General features: G+C 74.2%; 12 protein-coding genes and 1 rRNA gene. 2 read left to right on the forward strand and 11 right to left on the reverse strand.

Annotated elements, in window-relative coordinates:
• Window positions 1-3: 3 nt before the first annotated feature.
• From ACRYRX_RS14635 to ACRYRX_RS14660, 6 genes are read right to left on the reverse strand one after another with little or no spacing between them, the layout of a single operon-like run.
• Window positions 4-936, reverse strand: coding sequence for a TIM barrel protein (locus ACRYRX_RS14635; protein WP_432512875.1), 933 nt, complete (start codon window positions 934-936; stop codon window positions 4-6).
• Window positions 933-2,006, reverse strand: a complete 1,074-nt coding sequence (locus tag ACRYRX_RS14640; RefSeq protein ID WP_432512877.1) for a Gfo/Idh/MocA family protein — start codon at window positions 2,004-2,006, stop codon at window positions 933-935. Before ACRYRX_RS14640 ends, ACRYRX_RS14635 begins: the two co-directional genes overlap by 4 nt.
• Before the next feature lie 22 nt (window positions 2,007-2,028).
• Window positions 2,029-3,189, reverse strand: a complete 1,161-nt coding sequence (locus ACRYRX_RS14645; protein ID WP_432512878.1) for a GNAT family N-acetyltransferase — start codon at window positions 3,187-3,189, stop codon at window positions 2,029-2,031.
• Window positions 3,189-4,064, reverse strand: a complete 876-nt coding sequence (locus ACRYRX_RS14650; protein WP_432512880.1) for a carbohydrate ABC transporter permease — start codon at window positions 4,062-4,064, stop codon at window positions 3,189-3,191. The genes ACRYRX_RS14645 and ACRYRX_RS14650 overlap by 1 nt, the downstream gene beginning before the upstream one ends.
• 4 nt (window positions 4,065-4,068) lie before the next feature.
• On the reverse strand, window positions 4,069-5,022 hold the full coding sequence (locus tag ACRYRX_RS14655; protein WP_432512882.1) for a carbohydrate ABC transporter permease: 954 nt from the start codon (window positions 5,020-5,022) through the stop codon (window positions 4,069-4,071).
• Window positions 5,023-5,033: 11 nt separating this feature from the next.
• Window positions 5,034-6,320 carry an ABC transporter substrate-binding protein gene (locus ACRYRX_RS14660; protein ID WP_432512883.1) on the reverse strand — a complete coding sequence of 429 codons (1,287 nt, stop codon included), beginning with the start codon at window positions 6,318-6,320 and terminating at the stop codon, window positions 5,034-5,036.
• A gap of 121 nt (window positions 6,321-6,441) precedes the next feature.
• Between ACRYRX_RS14660 and ACRYRX_RS14665 the strand changes: the two genes are divergently transcribed.
• Window positions 6,442-7,212 carry a DeoR/GlpR family DNA-binding transcription regulator gene (locus ACRYRX_RS14665; protein WP_432512885.1) on the forward strand — a complete coding sequence of 257 codons (771 nt, stop codon included), beginning with the start codon at window positions 6,442-6,444 and terminating at the stop codon, window positions 7,210-7,212.
• A 5-nt stretch (window positions 7,213-7,217) separates the two neighbouring features.
• Here the strand turns inward: ACRYRX_RS14665 and ACRYRX_RS14670 are convergent, their stop codons facing one another.
• Genes ACRYRX_RS14670 through ACRYRX_RS14685 form a run of 4 tightly spaced genes read right to left on the reverse strand, consistent with a single transcriptional unit; the run spans window position 7,218 to window position 15,605 of the window.
• Window positions 7,218-8,222 (reverse strand): alkaline phosphatase family protein, encoded by a 1,005-nt coding sequence (locus ACRYRX_RS14670; RefSeq protein WP_432512887.1) that lies wholly within the window; start codon window positions 8,220-8,222, stop codon window positions 7,218-7,220.
• Window positions 8,219-11,125, reverse strand: coding sequence for a glycoside hydrolase family 2 TIM barrel-domain containing protein (locus ACRYRX_RS14675; RefSeq protein WP_432512889.1), 2,907 nt, complete (start codon window positions 11,123-11,125; stop codon window positions 8,219-8,221). The genes ACRYRX_RS14670 and ACRYRX_RS14675 overlap by 4 nt, the downstream gene beginning before the upstream one ends.
• A complete protein-coding gene (locus tag ACRYRX_RS14680; RefSeq protein WP_432512890.1) occupies window positions 11,122-14,208 on the reverse strand; it encodes an alpha-mannosidase in 3,087 nt (1,028 codons plus the stop codon). Before ACRYRX_RS14680 ends, ACRYRX_RS14675 begins: the two co-directional genes overlap by 4 nt.
• Window positions 14,209-14,243: 35 nt before the next feature.
• Window positions 14,244-15,605, reverse strand: a complete 1,362-nt coding sequence (locus ACRYRX_RS14685; protein WP_432512892.1) for a 6-phospho-beta-glucosidase — start codon at window positions 15,603-15,605, stop codon at window positions 14,244-14,246.
• Window positions 15,606-15,721: 116 nt separating this feature from the next.
• Here ACRYRX_RS14685 and ACRYRX_RS14690 point away from each other — a divergent pair, with 116 nt between their 5' ends.
• A complete protein-coding gene (locus tag ACRYRX_RS14690; protein ID WP_432512894.1) occupies window positions 15,722-16,684 on the forward strand; it encodes a carbohydrate kinase family protein in 963 nt (320 codons plus the stop codon).
• A 111-nt stretch (window positions 16,685-16,795) separates the two neighbouring features.
• Here the strand turns inward: ACRYRX_RS14690 and rrf are convergent.
• Window positions 16,796-16,900, reverse strand: a 5S ribosomal RNA gene (gene rrf, locus ACRYRX_RS14695); the annotation flags it as partial.

Genomic DNA, 16,900 nt, shown 5'->3' on the forward strand with positions numbered 1-16,900 from the left:
GGGTCAGTCCCGCAGGAGCCCGCGCAGCACCCGCAGGTTGTGCTCCTGGTCGGCCGCGAACTGCGCCAGCTGCGGCCCGCCGTGCGGGGCGGCGTCCTGCTCCACCACGAGCCACCCCGCGTAGCCGGTGCGGCGCAGCGCCGCCAGCACGCCGGCGAGGTCGACGTCGCCGGACCCGAACGGGACGTTCGCGTCGGCCCACCAGTCCCGCAGCGGGACCGGCCCGCCGCGGCGGGCCGCGCGGAGCACGTCGAGGCGGACGTCCTTGAGGTGCACGTGGTCGATCCGCCCGGCCCAGCGCCCGACCGCGGCCACGGGGTCGGTGCCGGCGAGCAGCGCGTGCCCGGTGTCGAGCGTCACCGTGAGCGGGGTCGTCGCCAGCAGCCGGTCGACCTCGCGGGTGGACTCCACGAACGTGCCCAGGTGGGGGTGGAACGTCGTCCCCAGCCCGTGCCCGGCGGCGGTCGCGGCCGCCTCGGCGAGCAGGTCCACGGCGCGGGCCCAGGCCGCGTCGTCCAGGCCCGAGGCCCGGTCCGCGGGGTCGCGCGGGGCGTCGAGGCCGGGGGCGCCGTCGTCGGCGAGGACGATCCGCGCCGCCGGGGCGCCGGAGGCCCCCGCGGTGAGGACGTGCCGGTCCACGGCGGCGCGCAGGGTGCGGCAGGTCAGCGCGAAGGCGGCCCGGTCCTGCGCGCTCCACCGCCCCCGCACGAGAGGCAGGCCCACGTAGACCCCGGCGGGCGCGAGCCGGTGCGCGGCGAGGGCGTGCGCGGTGCGGCCGGGGTCGCCGAGGAACCCGGGGTCCCCCAGCTCGCTGCCGGTGTACCCGGCCGCGGCGAGCGCGGACAGGACCGCGTCGCCGTCGCCGTCGGGGGCGCCGGTGTGCGGGCCCCAGACGCCGAAGCTCACCGGGGCCCCGGCGATCCAGCGGCCGGTCACCGGGCCAGCTCCACGACGCGCTGCAGGACGGCCAGGTCGCGCAGGGCGCCCTCGGGCGCGGAGTGCGGGTGCGGGGCGGAGCCGGTGACGGCGGCCGCGAACGCCTCGAGCTGGCGCTGGAACGCGCCGTCGGCACCGGGCGGCGGGCGGTGGGTGCCGTCGGGTCTGGTTACGGTCACGGTGCTGGCCGCGTCGAGGCGGTACGGCGGGGCGACGTCGACGACGACCTCCCCGGCGGTCGTGGTGATGCGCACGGTCTCGGCGTAGTCGGGCCGGTCCGGCGTCCACGCCCAGTCCAGGACGAACCGCGCGCCGCCGTCGAGGCGGCCGGTCGCGAACACGGTGGGCGGGGCGCCGTCGTCCCCGGCGAGCAGGTCGACGTGGTCGAGATCGGGCGAGCCGAACCCGAGCCCGCGCAGCAGCGACAGCTCGTGGACGACGGACCCGCACAGCACGGACCGGAACAGCCGGCGCAGCCGCGGTGGGGTGCCCGCGCCGACGGACGCGTCCAGCGCCCGCTCCTCGGCGGCGTCGTCGGCCGCGACGAGCGGGGCGGCCGCGGCGGGCAGCGGGCCGGGCGGGGCCAGGCGCAGGTGCTCGACCTGCGGGGCGTCGGCGGGGTGGCGGACGCTGATCTGCACGAGCCGGACGGCGCCGAGGCCCGGCAGGGCCGCGCGCACCACGTCGACGGAGCGGTCGTGGACCTTCATGTACCCGACCTGCAGGTGCAGCCCGGTGCCCGCGGCGACGGCGGCGGCTTCCCGGACCTCCTCGGCGCACAGCGCGAACGGCTTCTCGGCCAGGACGTGCTTGCCGGCCCGCAGGGCGGTGACGGCGTGCGCGGCGTGCCGCCCGGGGGTGGCGACGAGCACGGCGTCGACGTCCTCGGCCGCGAGCAGCTCCTGCGGGGTCGACGCCCGCGCGCCGTACGCGGCGGCCAGCTCGGCGCAGCGGCCGGGGTCGAGGTCGGCGACGGCGGCGAGCTCGTGGCCGGGCAGGCGGGCGATGAGCGGCAGGTGGACGGCGCGGCTGATGGTGCCGAGCCCGAGGACTCCCCAGCGCAGGGTCACGGTGCTCTCTCCTCGGAGGGGGTCAGAAGGGGCGGTCGAGGACCGCGGGTGGGCCGGCGAAGAACGTGCGCAGCAGCGCGACCGCGTCGTCGTCGCCGTGCAGCAGCCCCGCGTGCCGGGCGGTGAGCGGGTCGAGGTGCCCGGCGTAGACGGACGCGAGGTCGGCCGGGCCCACCCGCACGGTCGGCGCGCCGCCGGGGGTGACGGCCGCCCGGCCGCCGGCGACGTCGAGGGTGTGGACGCCGTGGCCGGGGACGTCGAGGACGACCCGGCCGGTGACGCCGCGGGGGTAGCCGCGCGCGGCGAGGGCGGCGGGGACGTCGAGGAGCCCGAGCATCCAGCTGGCGTCCTCGACGGTCTCGGTCTGCCGCCGGACGTGCTGCTCCAGCAGCCCGCCGGGGCGGACGAGGGCGTGGACCTCGCGGGCGCTGGGTTCGTCGGCGGCCAGGTCGCGCCACAGCCCGAGCTCGGCCGCGGGGTCGGCACCGACGAGGTCGTGCACGACGACGGCGTAGTTCCCGCCGTGGCCGGGCCGGGCGGGCCGGCGCCCCAGGGCGCACCAGCCGACGACGGCGCCGTCGCGCTCGGCGACGTACGGGACGGCGGACCCGGTCGCCTCGTCGTGGTCGAGGACGCCGTTGGTGCGGGCGCCGTGCGCGGCGACCAGCTCGGCGACGCGCGGCGCGTCCTGCGGCGTCGCCTCGCGGTAGGTCAGCGAGCGGTCCCGGGGCAGGTCGCGCAGGTCGTGGGTGCCGATCGCGTACACCGGGCGGCGGCCGGCGACCCCGCAGCCGGCGCCGCGGTAGAAGGCGTGGGTGGAGGGGATGAGCGCGACGACCGACGCGCCCGCCTCGCGGGCGGCGGCGAAGGTGTCGGCGACCAGCGCGCGACCGACGCCGCGGCCGCGGGCCGTGAGGTCGACCGCGACCCCGGCGAGGGCGGCCGCGGGCACCCGGCGGCCTCCCCACCACTGCCCGCACAGGCGGGCGACGGCGGTGGCGAGCACCTGGCCGGTGTCCTCGTCCACCGCGACGCGGGCCACGCCGGGCCGTGCGCCGTCGTGGGCCTCGGCGCCGCCCGGCGTCCGCCGCCGGGGTGGTTCGGCGGAGAACGCGGCCCCCACGAGCGCGCCGGTCTCCTCCTGTTCCTCCGGTCGCGCGGCCCGCACGACGGTCCGCCCCATCAGCGGACCGCGCCCTTGACGGAGTCGGCGACGAACTGCTTGGCGAAGAGGAGGAAGACGACGACGAGCGGGACGATCGCGAGCAGCGCGCCGGCCATGACGACGGCGTAGTCGGTCCCGCGGCTGGCGTTGAGCTGGGACAGCGCGACCTGCAGCGTCAGCATGTCGGGGTTCACCAGGACGATGAGCGGCCAGACGTAGTCGTTCCAGGCGGCGACGAAGGTGTAGATGCCGAGGAACGCCAGGCCCGGGCGGATGACCGGCAGCACGACGAGCAGGTACTGGCGGAAGAACCCGCACCCGTCGACGGTGGCCGCGTCGAGGATCTCGTCGGGGACGGCGCCGGCGATGTACTGGCGCATCCAGAAGATGCCGAAGGCGTTGGCCGCGGCCGGGACGATGAGCGCCTGCAGCGTGCCGACCCAGCCCAGGTTGATCATGGTGATGAACTGGGGGACGGTGGACAGCTGGGCCGGCAGCATGAAGAACAGCATCATGAGGCCGAAGAGGAGCTTCTTGCCGGGGAACTCGTACTTCGCGAAGGCGAAGGCCGCCATCGAGTCGAAGAAGAGGACGAGCACGGTGACCGAGGTCGCCACGATGAACGTGTTCGCCATCGAGCCGAAGAAGTTCAGGCTCGTGAGGACCGAGGAGACGTTCTCCAGCAGGTGCGTCCCGGGGACGACCACCGGCGGGGTGCGGTAGAAGTCGCTGTTCGTGTTCGTGGCCATGACCACGGTCCAGTAGAACGGGAACAGCAGCAGGAGCGCGGTGAGCCCCAGCGGGACGTGCGCCCACCGGGCGGGGTCGCGGACGGTGCGGCTCTCGGCCGGGCGGGCCCCGACGGTGGCCGGGGGGACGGTGCGCAGCGCCATCGGCTCACTTCTCCGAACGGGCGACGAGGCGCCAGTTGACCAGGGCGAAGATCCCGACGATGGCCAGGACCGCGTAGGCGATGGCCGCGCCGTAGCCGTAGTTGTTGTTGTTGAAGGCCTGCTGGTAGAAGTACAGGACCATCGTGAGCCCGGCCTGGCCCGGTCCGCCGCTGTTCGGGTTGACCGCGTCGTTGGACCCGAAGAGGACCTGCGGTTCGGTGAACGTCTGCATGCCGGTGATGGTCGAGATGACCACCGTGAAGAGGATGATCGGGCGCAGCATCGGCACCGTGATCGACCAGAAGGACCGCAGCGCACCGGCGCCGTCGAGCTTGGCCGCCTCGTAGACCTCCCCGGGGATCGCCTGCAGCCCCGCGAAGTAGATGATCGCGTTGTACCCGACCCACTGCCACGTCATGAGCAGGGCGAGGACGATCTTGATCGTCCACCACCCGTTGAGCCACTCGACGGCGGGCAGCCCGATCGCCTCGAGGACCTGGTTGACCAGCCCGACGCGGCTGTTGAAGATCGCCTTGAAGAAGATGGCGATGGCGACGATCGAGGTGACGCTCGGCAGGAACAGCACGACCTGGTAGAAGGTCTTGAACCGGCGCACCGAGTTGAGCAGCGAGGCGATGACCAGCGACAGCACGAGCATCGGGACGGTCGACAGGAGCCAGATGACGATGGTGTTGACGACGGCCTTGCGGAAGGTCGCGTCCTCGGCGAGGAAGCGGAACTGCTCGAGGCCGGCGTAGGTGACCGGGCTGATGCCGTCCCAGCGGTGGAAGGCGAGCCAGGCGGAGAACCCGACGGGGAAGAGCCCGAACACCGCGAACAGCAGGAAGAACGGGCTGACCGCCACGTACTGCGGCCAGAACCGCAGGGTCCCCCGCGGGCGGGGGGTGCCCGCCCGGGCCGGGGGCCGGGCGCTGACGCGCCGGAACCCCCGGTCCACGCCGGCCGAGCTCACTTCACGCCCTGCCGCTTCGCGATGTCCTTCGCGGCCGCGACGGCGTCCTCCCAGGCCTGGTCGGGGTTCTTGCCGGCGGTCTCGACGTTCGTGAGCTCGTTGAGGTAGGCGGTGGAGACGGCGGAGTCGGACGCCGCGACGTACTGCTCGGGGACCTGCTGGCCGGCGGGGCCGAAGACGTCGATGGTCTTCTGGCCGCCGAAGAACTCGTCGCCACCGGTGAGGGCGGGCAGTTCCCACGCGGCCGGGTCGGCGGGGAAGATGCTGGCGTCGGTGTAGGCCTGGGCCTGGTTGTCGGTGCCCAGGATCCACTTGACGATCTCGAACGCGGCTTCCTTGTCCTCCGTGGCGGCCGGGATCGTGAGGAAGGACCCGCCGAAGTTCGTGGGCTTGACGGGGTTGTCCGTGACCCGCCACTGGCCGCTGGTGTCGGGCGCGGCGTCCTTGAGGTCGAGGGCGTGCCATGCGGCGCCCATCTCGATCGCGATGGCGCCGCTGGCCAGGGCCGCGTTGGCGTCCTGGGAGGCGTTGGCGTTGAGGCCGAGGGTCTGCGCCTTGACGGCGGTGTCCCAGGCCTGCTTCATCTCGTCGCTGTCGCCGACGAACGCGCCGTCCTGCGAGACGAAGCGCTGGGAGATCTGCCCGATGACGATCTGGAAGACCGTGGAGAGCTGGCCGACGGGGAAGCTGGCCGGCACCTTGGCGTGCAGTTCCTGGCCCAGGGCGTAGAAGGCGTCCCAGGTGGAGGTGGCGGCCGCGAGCGCCGCCGGGTCGGTCGGCAGGCCGGCCTGGGCGAGGATGTCGGCGCGGTAGAACATCGCGGTCGGGCCGATGTCGATGGGGAAGCCGAGCTGCTCGCCGTCCGGCGTCTGCGCCTCGGCCCACTTCCAGGCGAGCTGGCTGGAGGCGATGTCCTGCGCGCCGAGGGTGTTGAGGTCGGTGAACTTGTCGGCGACGGTGCGGAAGAAGGGCATGTCCTCGCCCTTGACCCCGGTGATCTGCGGGATGAAGGACCCGCCGGTGAGGGTGGTCTGCAGCTTCTGCTTGAAGTCGCCGCCCACGACGGACGGGGTGATGGACGCGTCGGGGAACTGGGTCCGGGCGGCGGCGACGACGTCGTCGCTCAGGCCGCCGGCCCAGTACCAGAGGGCGGTGCCGTCGCCGGCGTCGCCACCGCCGCCGGACCCACCGCTGGTGCTGCTGGTGGAGCAGGCGGACAGCGCTCCGGCTCCCAGGGCGGCCAGCCCCGAACCGAGGAGGAGGTTGCGACGGGACAGGTTCATGGCGAGACCTTTCTCGACATCCGGCGCCGTGATCGAACGGTCATCCTCGGCCACCATCTTCGGCGTTGTTGCGCGAACGCTACTTGCCTTCTGCGCGAACGCGCAAGGTATTCTGTCGAACGTGCAAGCGAAGGAGCGGCGCGAGGCCATCGTCGAGGTCATCCGCCTGAAGGGTCCGGTGGCCGTCGCCGAGCTCGTGGAACGGCTCGGCCTGTCCGAGGCGACCATCCGGCGGGACCTGGTCAAGCTCGACGACGCGGGACTGCTCAAACGCGTCCACGGCGGCGCCCGGCCCGTGGACGTGCGCGACGACGTCTACGCCGACCTCGTCGACCGCCAGGCCGAGCCCAAGGAGGCGATCGCCCGCGCCGCGGCCGCCCGCGTGCGCGACGGCCAGTCGGTGCTGCTGGACATCGGCACCACCGTCGGCCGCGTGGCCCGCTACCTGCACGGCCGGCCCGTCACCGTCATCACCCGCAACCTCGCCGTCTACGCCGAGCTGTGCGAGGACCCCGCCGTCGACCTCGTGCTGCTGGGCGGCCAGGTGCGCCCCGCGCACCGATCCCTCGTGGGGTACCTGACCGAGGAGAGCCTGCGGCAGCTGCGCGCCGACGTGCTCCTGCTGGGCACCAGCGGCATCCGCCGCAGCGGGCACTCGGTGGACACCGTGGCCGAGGAGGTCCCGGTGAAACGGGCGATGATCTCGGCCGCCGACGAGGTCGTGCTGCTCGCCGACGCCTCGAAGTTCCCCGGCAGCGGCACGGCCACGGTCTGCGACGTCACCGCCTACCGCCACCTGGTGACCGACGCCCGCCCCGACGAGGAGACGGTCTCGGTCCTGCGCGGCGCCGGGGTCGCGGTCGAGCTCGTGGACGGCACGCAGGTCACCTGACCGGCTCACCACTCGAAGCGCGGGTCCCGGGTGGGCCCGGCGGACGGGACGTCGCGCAGCTCCCCGACGGGGTGGTCGGCGGCGTAGGACCCCGGTCGCACGCCGACGGCGGCCAGCAGCACCGGCACGACCTCGTGGCTGCGCAGGGTCCGCAGGTCGAGCAGCTCCCGCGGCAGCGGGCCGCCGAGGCGGTGCAGCAGCAGGAACGAGCGCCGCACGACCACCTCGTCCTCCCCGTGCCCGCCCTCCGGCTTGTGGCCGTGGTCGGTGGTCACCGCGATCAGCCAGTCCTCCCCGAGCCGCTCGTACCGCTCGGCGACGGCCTTGACGAGGTACCGCACGTGCTCGTCGGCGCTCGCGAGCGCCTCCAGGTACTCCGGGCCCGCCGAGCCGTGGCGGTGCGCGGCCTCGTCCGGGCCCTCCAGGTGAACGAACGCGGCGTCCGGGCCCTCGTGGTTCAGGACCCAGGCGGCGCGCGTGCGCACCTGCCGGTCCGCCGATCGGCAGCCGTCGCGGACGTCGGTGGCCCCGAAGAGCTGGTGCTGCCCGCCGACCTGCTGGTCGGGGCGGGTGTGGATGACCGGCCCCGGCCCGCTGGGGTCGACGAGCGCGGGCCACGTGCACGCCGCGAACGTCCGCGCCCGCGGGTCGGCGGAGAACACCTGCGAGAGCAGGTCGGGGCAGCGCGCCAGGCGGTGGCCGACGAACTCGTTCCACCACACGTTGTTCTGCTCGTGCGTGGTGCCGGTGAGCAGCGACGCCCACCCGGGACCGGAGTCGGTGGGCGGCGTCATCCACACCGGCACCACGCGCCCGCCGGCCGCGAGCCGGGCCAGCGTCGGCGCGACGCGTCCGGTCGTGCCCTCCTCGACGGGCGTGCGGCGGGCAGCCGCGGCGAACCTGGGGTCCGCCGGGTGGTCGGGCGCGGCGAAGGCCGGGTCGGCGGCGACGGCCTCGGGCAGGGCGAGGTCGGGGCGGACCCCGTCCAGCCCGACGAGCAGCAGCTTCACGGCCGGCCGGCCTCCCGGTCCTGCTCCGAGTGCTGCACCGACCAGGACCACCGGTGCGTCCCGGGGGCGACGCGGTACGGCGGCAGGGCGTTCGGTCCGCAGGACGCCGACCCCAGGCCGCGGTGCGCGGCGTCCACGACGACGGCGTCGGGGTGGACGGTCACCGTCACGGGCTGGGCGAACGAGAACCGCAGAACCCCGGCCGTCGTGGTCACGGCGAGTTCCCGGACGTGGGTGCGCGCGCCGTTCTCCTGCGGGCGCACGTACGGGACGGCCAGGTCGGCCACCGGGAGTTCGTGCCAGCCGACGGGCGCGGTGCGCCGGTCCGGGTACGTCTCCCAGGGGCCGGTGCCGAACCAGCGGGCGCTCGTGGCGGTCCCCGCCAGCGGCACGCGGACCCCGACGCGCGGAACGTCGTCGAGCCCCCTGGGCAGGTCCACGGTGTCCTCGACGTGCAGGACGTCCCCGTCACGGCGGAACACCTGGGTGTGCCGGGCCTCCCCGGCGGTGGTCCCGAGGACGGACACGACGGTCGGTTCCTCGACGGTCACGACGGCGGGCCGGGCGTCGCGCAGACCCGCGGCCACCCAGCGCTCCCCGTCCCCGGCGATGTCGTCGTTGTCCGTCGGGTCGCGCCACAGCGTGAGCTCGGGCCGGGCCAGACCCGGGAACTCGAAGGTTCCGGTGGCGTCGAGCACGACCGCGGAGGCGACGTCCTCGACGGGGTCCTCGACGAGGTCCCGTTCCCGGTCGGGAAGCCGCACGCAGGGGCGGCTGACCTCCGCGCCCGCGGGGTCCCACGCCGTGTCCTCGGCCCGGGTCACGACGAGCTGGAGCCAGCGTTCCCCCGTCCCCGCCGCGGCGAGCGCGGCGGGCAGCTCGACGGTGGCGCTCTCGCCGGGGCCGAGGTCGGGGAGGTCGGCGGGCGCCGACACCGACGTGCCGTCGCTCGCCTCGAGCACCCACTGCCCGCGCAGGTGCCCCCACCCGGTGAAGTCGTACGCGTTGCGCACGCGCAGGACACCGTCGTCGAACGACAGCCGCACGGGCGAGGCGAGTTCACGGTGCTCGAACATCACCGGTTTCGGGGTTCCGTCGGGCAGGACGACCCCGTCGAGGCAGAACGCGCCGTCGTGCGGGGTGTCGCCGAAGTCGCCGCCGTGGGCCCAGCGGAACCCGTCCGCCGGGACGCCGCCGGCGAACCCTCCCGCCCCGGCCCGTCCGGCGGGCAGCCGGTCGTCGGTGCGCTGCAGGATCCCGTGGTCGGCGAACTCCCAGACGAACCCGCCCTGCAACCCCGGCAGCGACTCGATCGCCGCCCAGTAGTCCGACAGCGACCCGTTGGAGTTCCCCATGGCGTGGGAGTACTCGCACTGGATGACGGGCCGGGTCGGCGGGTTCCGCGTGACGTGCTCGACCACCTGGTCGAGGTGCGCGTACATGGGGCAGACGATGTCGCTGGCCGCGAACCCCGCGTCCCAGTCGTCCTTGATCGCGCCCTCGTACTGCACGGGCCGGGTCGGGTCGTCGCGGCGGATCCACGCGGCGACGGCGTCGTGGTTCGCGCCGTAGTCGCTCTCGTTGCCCAGCGACCACACGAGGACGCTGGGGTGGTTGCGGTCGCGGCGCACCATCCGCGCCACCCGCTGCGTGAACGACGGCAGGTAGGCGGGGTCGTCGCACAGCTCGTGCGCCCACGCGTGCGACTCGATGTTCGCCTCGTCGACGACGTAGAACCCCAGCTCGTCGGTGAGGTCGTAGAACGCCGGGTCGTTCGGGTAGTGCGAGGTGCGGACGGCGTTGAACCCGAACCGCTTGAGGGTCAGCAGCTCCTCGCGCACCTGCGCGGTCGTCACGACGCGGCCCGTGAGGGGGTTCCGGTCGTGCCGGTTCACCCCGCGCACGAAGACGCGGCGGCCGTTGACGAGCAGGTCCGGGCCGACGACCTCCACCGTGCGGAACCCGACGCGCTGCACCTCGGAGTCCACGAGGATCCCCTCGGCGTCGCGCAGCTCGACGGTGAGGTCGTGCAGCACGGGCGTCTCGGCCGTCCAGGTCGCGATGCCGGGGAACTCCCCGCGGAACCGGGCCCGGCCCCGGTACCGGGAGATGCGCTCGTCGTCGAGGTCGCGGGCGTGCGCCGCGGCGTCGAACTCCAGCGCGGTGTCCCCGAGGCGGACGGCGACGCGCCAGCCGTCGGGCAGGTAGCCCCGGTGCGCGCCCTCCCCCGCGTCGCAGCCGGCGCGCACGTCGACGGCCAGCCGCCCGTCGGCGTCCGCGACGGCCCGCACGTCGGTCAGGTGCAGCGCGGGCCGGGTGAACAACCGGACGGAGCGGGTGATCCCGCCGTGCCACCACTGGTCCTGGTCCTCGACGAACGTGGACGCCGACCACTTCACGACGGTGAGCTCGACCCGCACGGTCGCCCCGGGCGCCGCCCAGGCGGTGACGTCGAACTCGGCGGCGAGGTGGGAGTCGGTGCTGGACCCGACGGGTTCACCGTCGACGCGCACCAGCAGCAGGGACTCGGCCGCGCCGACGTGCAGCAGCACCCGCCGGCCGGCCCAGTCCGCCGGGACGGTGACGTCCCGGCGGTACACGCCCGTGGGGTTGTGCGCGGTGGGCGGGTTCGGCGGCAGGTCCGGCCACGGCATCCGGTCGTTCGTGTACCAGGGCGGGTCGGCGACCTCCCCCCACAGCGAGGGTTCGGTGGTCCAGCACCCCGGGACCCGGGCGGTCCGCCAGGCCGGGAGTTCCGCGGCCTCGGGGTGCGGCCGGAGCTGGAACTCCCAGTCCCCGTCGAGGTCGAGGCAGGTGGACCCGTCGTCGGGCACGGCCCGCCGGATCGTGCCGACGGGTTCGCGGCGACGACCGACGTGCTCGGGTTCCAGCCACTCCCTCACGCGCGGGCCAGCCGCAGGCTGAGCACCTCGAACGGGCGCAGCGCGAAACCGACGGTGCCGTCGTCCAGCAGCGAGGCGACGCCGCGGGCCGCGGCCGTGCCCTCCTGCGCCGGGTCCTCGAGCAGGTCGACGACGGTGGCCTCGGCGACCGGGAACGAGGTCCGCAGGACGCCCTTGGCGCGAGCGCCCCACGCCTCGTAGACGCGGACGACGACGTCGCCGGAGCCGTCCTGGGCGAGCTTGACGGCCTCCAGCGTCGCGCCGTCCCCGGTCACCGTCACCGGGGCGGCGGGCGGTTCGGCCGGGCCGTCGACCTCGCGCAGCGGCAGGTTGACGTCGTAGCCGGTCCGCACGGCGTCGGCGATCCGCGCGCCGGGCACGAGGGAGTACGACAGGACGTGCCGGCCCTGGTCGGCCTGCGGGTCCGGCATCCTCGGCCCGCGCACGAGGGACAGGCGCACGGTCGTGGTGGAGCCGCCGTCCTCGCGGGCGGAGCGGGTGGTGTCGTGGCCGTAGGTGGAGTCGTTGGCCACCGCGACGCCGTACCCGGGTTCGGCGACGTGCACCCAGCGGTGCATGGCCGTCTCGAACCGGGCGTGGTCCCAGCTGGTGTTCGTGTGCGTCGCGCGCTGCACGTGGCCGAACTGGATCTCCGAGGAGCTCACCGCGGCGTGCAGGTCGAGCGGGAACGCGGCCTTGAGGAACTTCTCCTGCTCGTGCCAGTCGATCTCGGTCCGCACGTCGAGCCGGTCCGACCCGGCCGCGAGCACGTACTCCTGCACGATGCGGGACGTCCTGACGGTGCGGACGACGCGGACGCGGGCCCGCAGCGGCCCCTCCTCCACGACCGCGACCTCGTCGGCGTCCACGAGGTCGACGACGCGGTTGCGGTAGTGCTGGTCGACGTCCCACGCGTCCCAGTTGTTCGGGAAGTCGCTGTGCAGCTGCAGCAGGTTGCCCCGCGCGCCCGGGGCCAGGACCTCGCGGTCGTTCACCTCGTCGACGACGGAGGACAGCAGCCCGTCGGCGTCCACGACGACCGTGAGCGTGCCGTTGGCCAGGACGGTCGTGCCGTCGGTGCGGGTGACCGTGACCGGGGTGGGGTCCTCCCGGGCCGCGTCGGCGAGGACGACGGCACCGGAGGCGGGCACGTGCACGAGCCGGTCGCCGACGACCTCGGTCCGGTCGTGCGGGGCGGTGTTCAGCAGCACGCGCGACCCGCTGCCGAGCGCGTGGACGGCCTCGGCGACGAGCGCCTCGAGGTCGGCCCGGACCTGGCCGTACGTCTGCTCGGCCTCGCGGTGCACCCACGCGATCGAGGACCCGGGGAGGATGTCGTGGAACTGGTGCAGCAGCACGACCTTCCACAGCCGGTCCAGCTCGGCGTGCGGGTAGGCGTACGACGGCACGTTGAGCGCCGCGGTCGTCGCCCACAGCTCGGCCTCGCGCAGCAGGTGCTCGCTGCGGCGGTTGCCGGCCTTGGTGCGCGCCTGGCTCGTGTACGTCGCGCGGTGCAGCTCCAGGTACAGCTCCCCGGCCCACACGGGCGGTTCGGGGTACTCGGCGCGGGCGTCGGCGAAGAACGTGTTCGGGTCCTGCACCACGACCTTCGGCGAGCCCTCCAGGTCGGCGAACCGGCGGGCGCGCTCGAGCATCTCGCGGGTGGGGCCGCCCCCGCCGTCGCCGTGGCCGAACGGCGCCAGCGAGCGGGTGCCGCGGCCCTTCTCGGAGTAGTTCGCGACGGCGTGCGTGAGCTCCTCGGCGGAGAAGATCGCGTTGTAGGTGTCGACGGGCGGGAAGTGGGTGAAGATCTGCGACCCGTCGATGCCCTCCCACCGGAACGTGTGGTGCGGGAACTTGTTCGTCTGGTTCCAGGAGATCTTCTGGGTGAGGAACCAGTCCATGCCGGCCAGCCGCGCGATCTGCGGGTAGGCGCCGGAGTAGCCGAAGGAGTCGGGCAGCCACACGCCCCTGCAGTCGACGCCGAACTCCTCGCGGAAGAACGCCTTGCCGGTGACGAACTGCCGGACGAGGGCCTCCCCGCCGGGCAGGTTCCCGTCGGCCTCGACCCACATGCCGCCCACGGGCACCCACTGGCCGGCCTTCGCGGCGGCCTGCATCCGGGCGTACACCTCCGGCGAGCGCTCCTTGACCCACGCGTACTGCTGGGCCTGGGAGCAGGCGAAGACGAACTCGGGGTACTCCTGCGCGAGCGCGGTGACGTTGGCGAAGGTGCGCGCGGTCTTGCGCTGGGTCTCGCGCAGCGGCCACAGCCACGCCGAGTCGATGTGGGCGTGCCCGACGGAGGACAGCGTGTGCGCGCTGCCGACGGCCGGGGACGCCAGGACGCCCGCGAGCTCGGCACGCGCGGCGGTCGCGGTCCCGGAGACGTCGTCGAGGTCGAGGGCGTCCAGGGCGCGGTCGAGCGCGCGGGCGATCTCGTAGCGGCGGGGTTCGTTCCCGGGCAGGTGCCGCATGAGGTCGTCGAGGCACTCGACGTCGATCGCGAGCATCCACACCTCCTCGTCGAGGACGACGAGGTCGGCGACCTTCATGGTGTACAGGTGCGCCCGGCCCGCGGTGGACTTGTCGCCCAGCGGGGTGGGCCGCATGTCGTCGGCCATGATGTCGGGGTTGGCCGCCATCTCCAGCAGCCAGTCGACGCTCTCCCCGCCGCGCGCCTCGCGGACGACGGGCACGATCTTGTTGTCGGGCGCGACGCCCTTCACCGGCACCCCGTCGAGGGTGTGCACGAGCGCCTCGGCCTGGTTGCCCGGCCAGTCCCCGATGAACCCCAGGTCGAACTGCGCCTCGACGCGCTTGCCCGCCCACTCGGCCGGGACCTGCGCCTGCGCGCGCACCCACGTCGTCGACCACGGCCGGCCCCACGTCGTGCCGACGGAGAACTCGCCGAACTCCCCGGCCTCCAGCGCCGCGACGGCGTCGCGGGCGGGCACCGGCTCGTCCGGGACGAGCCACGCCGACAGGGTCATGGGGACGCGCTGCGGGTGGACCGCCGGGCGGATGCGGTGGGTCAGGACGCGGTGGACGCGGCCTTCGACCAGGGAACGGTCGTCGTGCACGGATGCTCCTCGTGGAGGTTCGTTCGGAGGTGGGGTCAGGCGCGGCCGAAGACGGCGGCGACCTCGGGGATCCGGTCGACGTACCCGGCGAGCAGCTTCTCGGCGATGTCGACGGACCGGACGAGCGGGTGCGTCGCGAACGCCAGGAGCGCTTCGGACTCGTCACCGTGCAGGGCGGCGGCGATGACGTGCCGCTCGACGGCCTTCACCTGCTGCATGAGCCCGAGCTGATGCAGGTCGGGCGCGGCCGTCGCGAACGGGCGCACCCCGGACCCGTCCACGGCGACGGGGACCTCGACGACGGCGTCGGCGGGCAGCCCCGCGATCGTCGCGCCGTTGCGCACGTTGAGGATCGCGGTCGACGGCTCGTCGCGGCTGATCGCGGCCATGACGGCGAGCGCGACCCCGGCGTAGCCCTGCTGCGAGGGGTCGGTCTCCGGCGGCTCGGGGTTCTCCGGTGCCCCCTGCTCCCCGCCCTTGGCCTCGGCCATGTAGCTGGCGCTGCGGTCCAGGACGGTCTCGCGCCACAGCTGCGCGGCGCGGGACCCGGCGTTGGGGAGCTGGTCGAAGAAGTCGCCCTGCGTCTTGAGCAGGAACTCCCCGCGGGTCAGGGAGGACGCACGGATGCGGGCGACCGCCTCGGCGTTGCGGTACCAGTAGTAGAGGTACTCGTTGGGGATCGCGCCGAGCGTCTTGAGCCAGGGGGCGCCGAAGACGTGCTGCTCCTCGAGCTGGGCGAGCAGCCCGTCGTCGCCGAGCAGGTCGGGCAGGACGTCGCGGCCGTGGACCTCGACGCGGCGCAGCCAGCCGAGGTGGTTGAGCCCGACGTAGTCGAGGCGAGCGTGGTCGGGGTCGTGCCCGAGCAGCAGGGCGACCCGGCGGCCGAGGCCGGAGGGGGTGTCGCAGATCCCGAGGACCTTGTCGCCCAGCACCGCCTGCATGGCCTCGGTGATGATGCCCGCGGGGTTGGTGAAGTTCAGGACGTACGCGCTCGGCGCGAGGCGCTTGACGCGCTCGGCGACGTCCACCATGAACGGGACGGTGCGCAGCGCGTAGGCCAGGCCCCCGGGGCCGGTCGTCTCCTGGCCGAGGACGCCGAGGTCGAGGGCGACGCGCTCGTCGGCGCAGCGGCCGGCGAGGCCGCCGACGCGGACGGCCGAGAACACGAAGTCGCTGCCCTCGAGCGCGACGTCGAGGTCGGTGGTCGTCTGCAGCGCGGGCGGTTCGGCGAACCCCTCGGCGAGCTGCTCGAGCACGGTGCGCATGCCCGCGAGCCGGGACGCGTCGGCGTCCTGGAGGGTCACCGTGGTGATCCGCGGGTCGCCCTGGTCGCGCAGCAGCGCCTGCCACACGAACGGAGTGCGGAAACCTCCACCCCCGAGGATCGCCAGCTTCACGCGCCCACCCCTCGCTGCTCGTTCACGCAGGAAGACTATGACCGAACGCGCATCCCTGACTAGTCTGTTGCGCAGTTCCCTGCACGATCGATCACCCGCCTCCGAGGAGCCCGCCTGTGCCCGACCTCGACCTCGTCTTCGGCGGGCGCGTGTTCTGCGACCTCGTGATGTCCGGCGTCACCGCCCCCGCCGCCGGGGCCGAGGTGTTCGCCGACGGGTTCGCCGTGGCCCCCGGCGGGACCGCCACCCGCGCGGTCGCCGGCGCCCGCCTCGGCTTCCGCACGGCGCTCGTCGGCGCGACCGGGACAGACCTGTTCGGCGCGGCCGTCCGGTCCACCCTCGCGGCCGAGGAGCGCCTCGACCTGCGCTGGCTGGCCAAGCTCCCCGACGCCCACACCGCCGTGACGGTCGCGCTGACGAACGCCGCCGACCGCAGCTTCATCACCTACGAGGAACGCGCGACGTGGCTGCCGGACGTGCTGCCCGTCCCCCTGCCGTCGGTCGGTGCCTGCCACGTCGGGATCGCCGAGGGCGTCCCGGCGTGGGTGGCCGACGTCCGCGCCGCCGGGACCCTCGTCGTCGGCGGAGTCGGCTGGGACGAGACCGAGCAGTGGGACACCGCCCTGCTCGACCGCCTCTCCGCGGTCGACGCCTTCGTCCCCAACGAAGACGAAGCCCTCGCCTACACCCGGACGTCCGACGCGGAGGCCGCCCTCGACGCCCTCGCGCGGCGGACCGGGCTCGTCGTCATCACCCGCGGGGCCGCCGGCGCGATCGCGGTCGACGCCGGGACCGGGGAACGCTGCGAGATTCCCGCCCCACGAGTGGCCGCAGTCGACCCCACCGGCGCCGGCGACTGCTTCGTCGCAGCGTTCTGCGGAGGCCGGACGGCGGGGTGGTCGCTGACCACCTCAGTGGCGTTCGCGGTACTCGCGGCATCGCTGTCCGTGCAGCGGCTGGGCGGGTCGTCCGCCGCCCCGACGCGGACTGAGCTCGTCGCGGCGATCACCTGGCACCGGGAGCACGGCAGCTTGCCGACCGCGGACTGGGGGCAGGTCCTGGAGCACCTGCAAGGCTGACGCCTGACCGAACCGGTGCCCAGCCGGGCCGAAATGGCCCACAAATGCGTGTAGGGGAGCAGCCCTTGACGGGCTGCTCCCCTACACGTTCTCACTACTCAAAGAGTGAGTGGCCGGCGGTGACCTACTCTCCCACCCAGTCTCCCGGGCAGTACCATCGGCGCTGGTGGGCTTAGCTTCCGGGTTCGGAATGAGACCGGGCGTTTCCCCACCGCT

The sequence above is a fragment of the Kineococcus lubricus genome (assembly GCF_050871965.1).
In the GTDB taxonomy this organism is placed as follows: Bacteria; Actinomycetota; Actinomycetes; order Actinomycetales; family Kineococcaceae; genus Kineococcus.

What these genes read in the sequence shown, in the direction of transcription:
- ACRYRX_RS14645 (WP_432512878.1), bottom strand. Translation starts at nt 3,189, where the DNA reads ATGGGGCGGACCGTCGTGCGGGCCGCGCGACCGGAGGAACAGGAGGAG.
- ACRYRX_RS14660 (WP_432512883.1), bottom strand. Translation starts at nt 6,320, where the DNA reads ATGAACCTGTCCCGTCGCAACCTCCTCCTCGGTTCGGGGCTGGCCGCC.
- ACRYRX_RS14650 (WP_432512880.1), bottom strand. Translation starts at nt 4,064, where the DNA reads ATGGCGCTGCGCACCGTCCCCCCGGCCACCGTCGGGGCCCGCCCGGCC.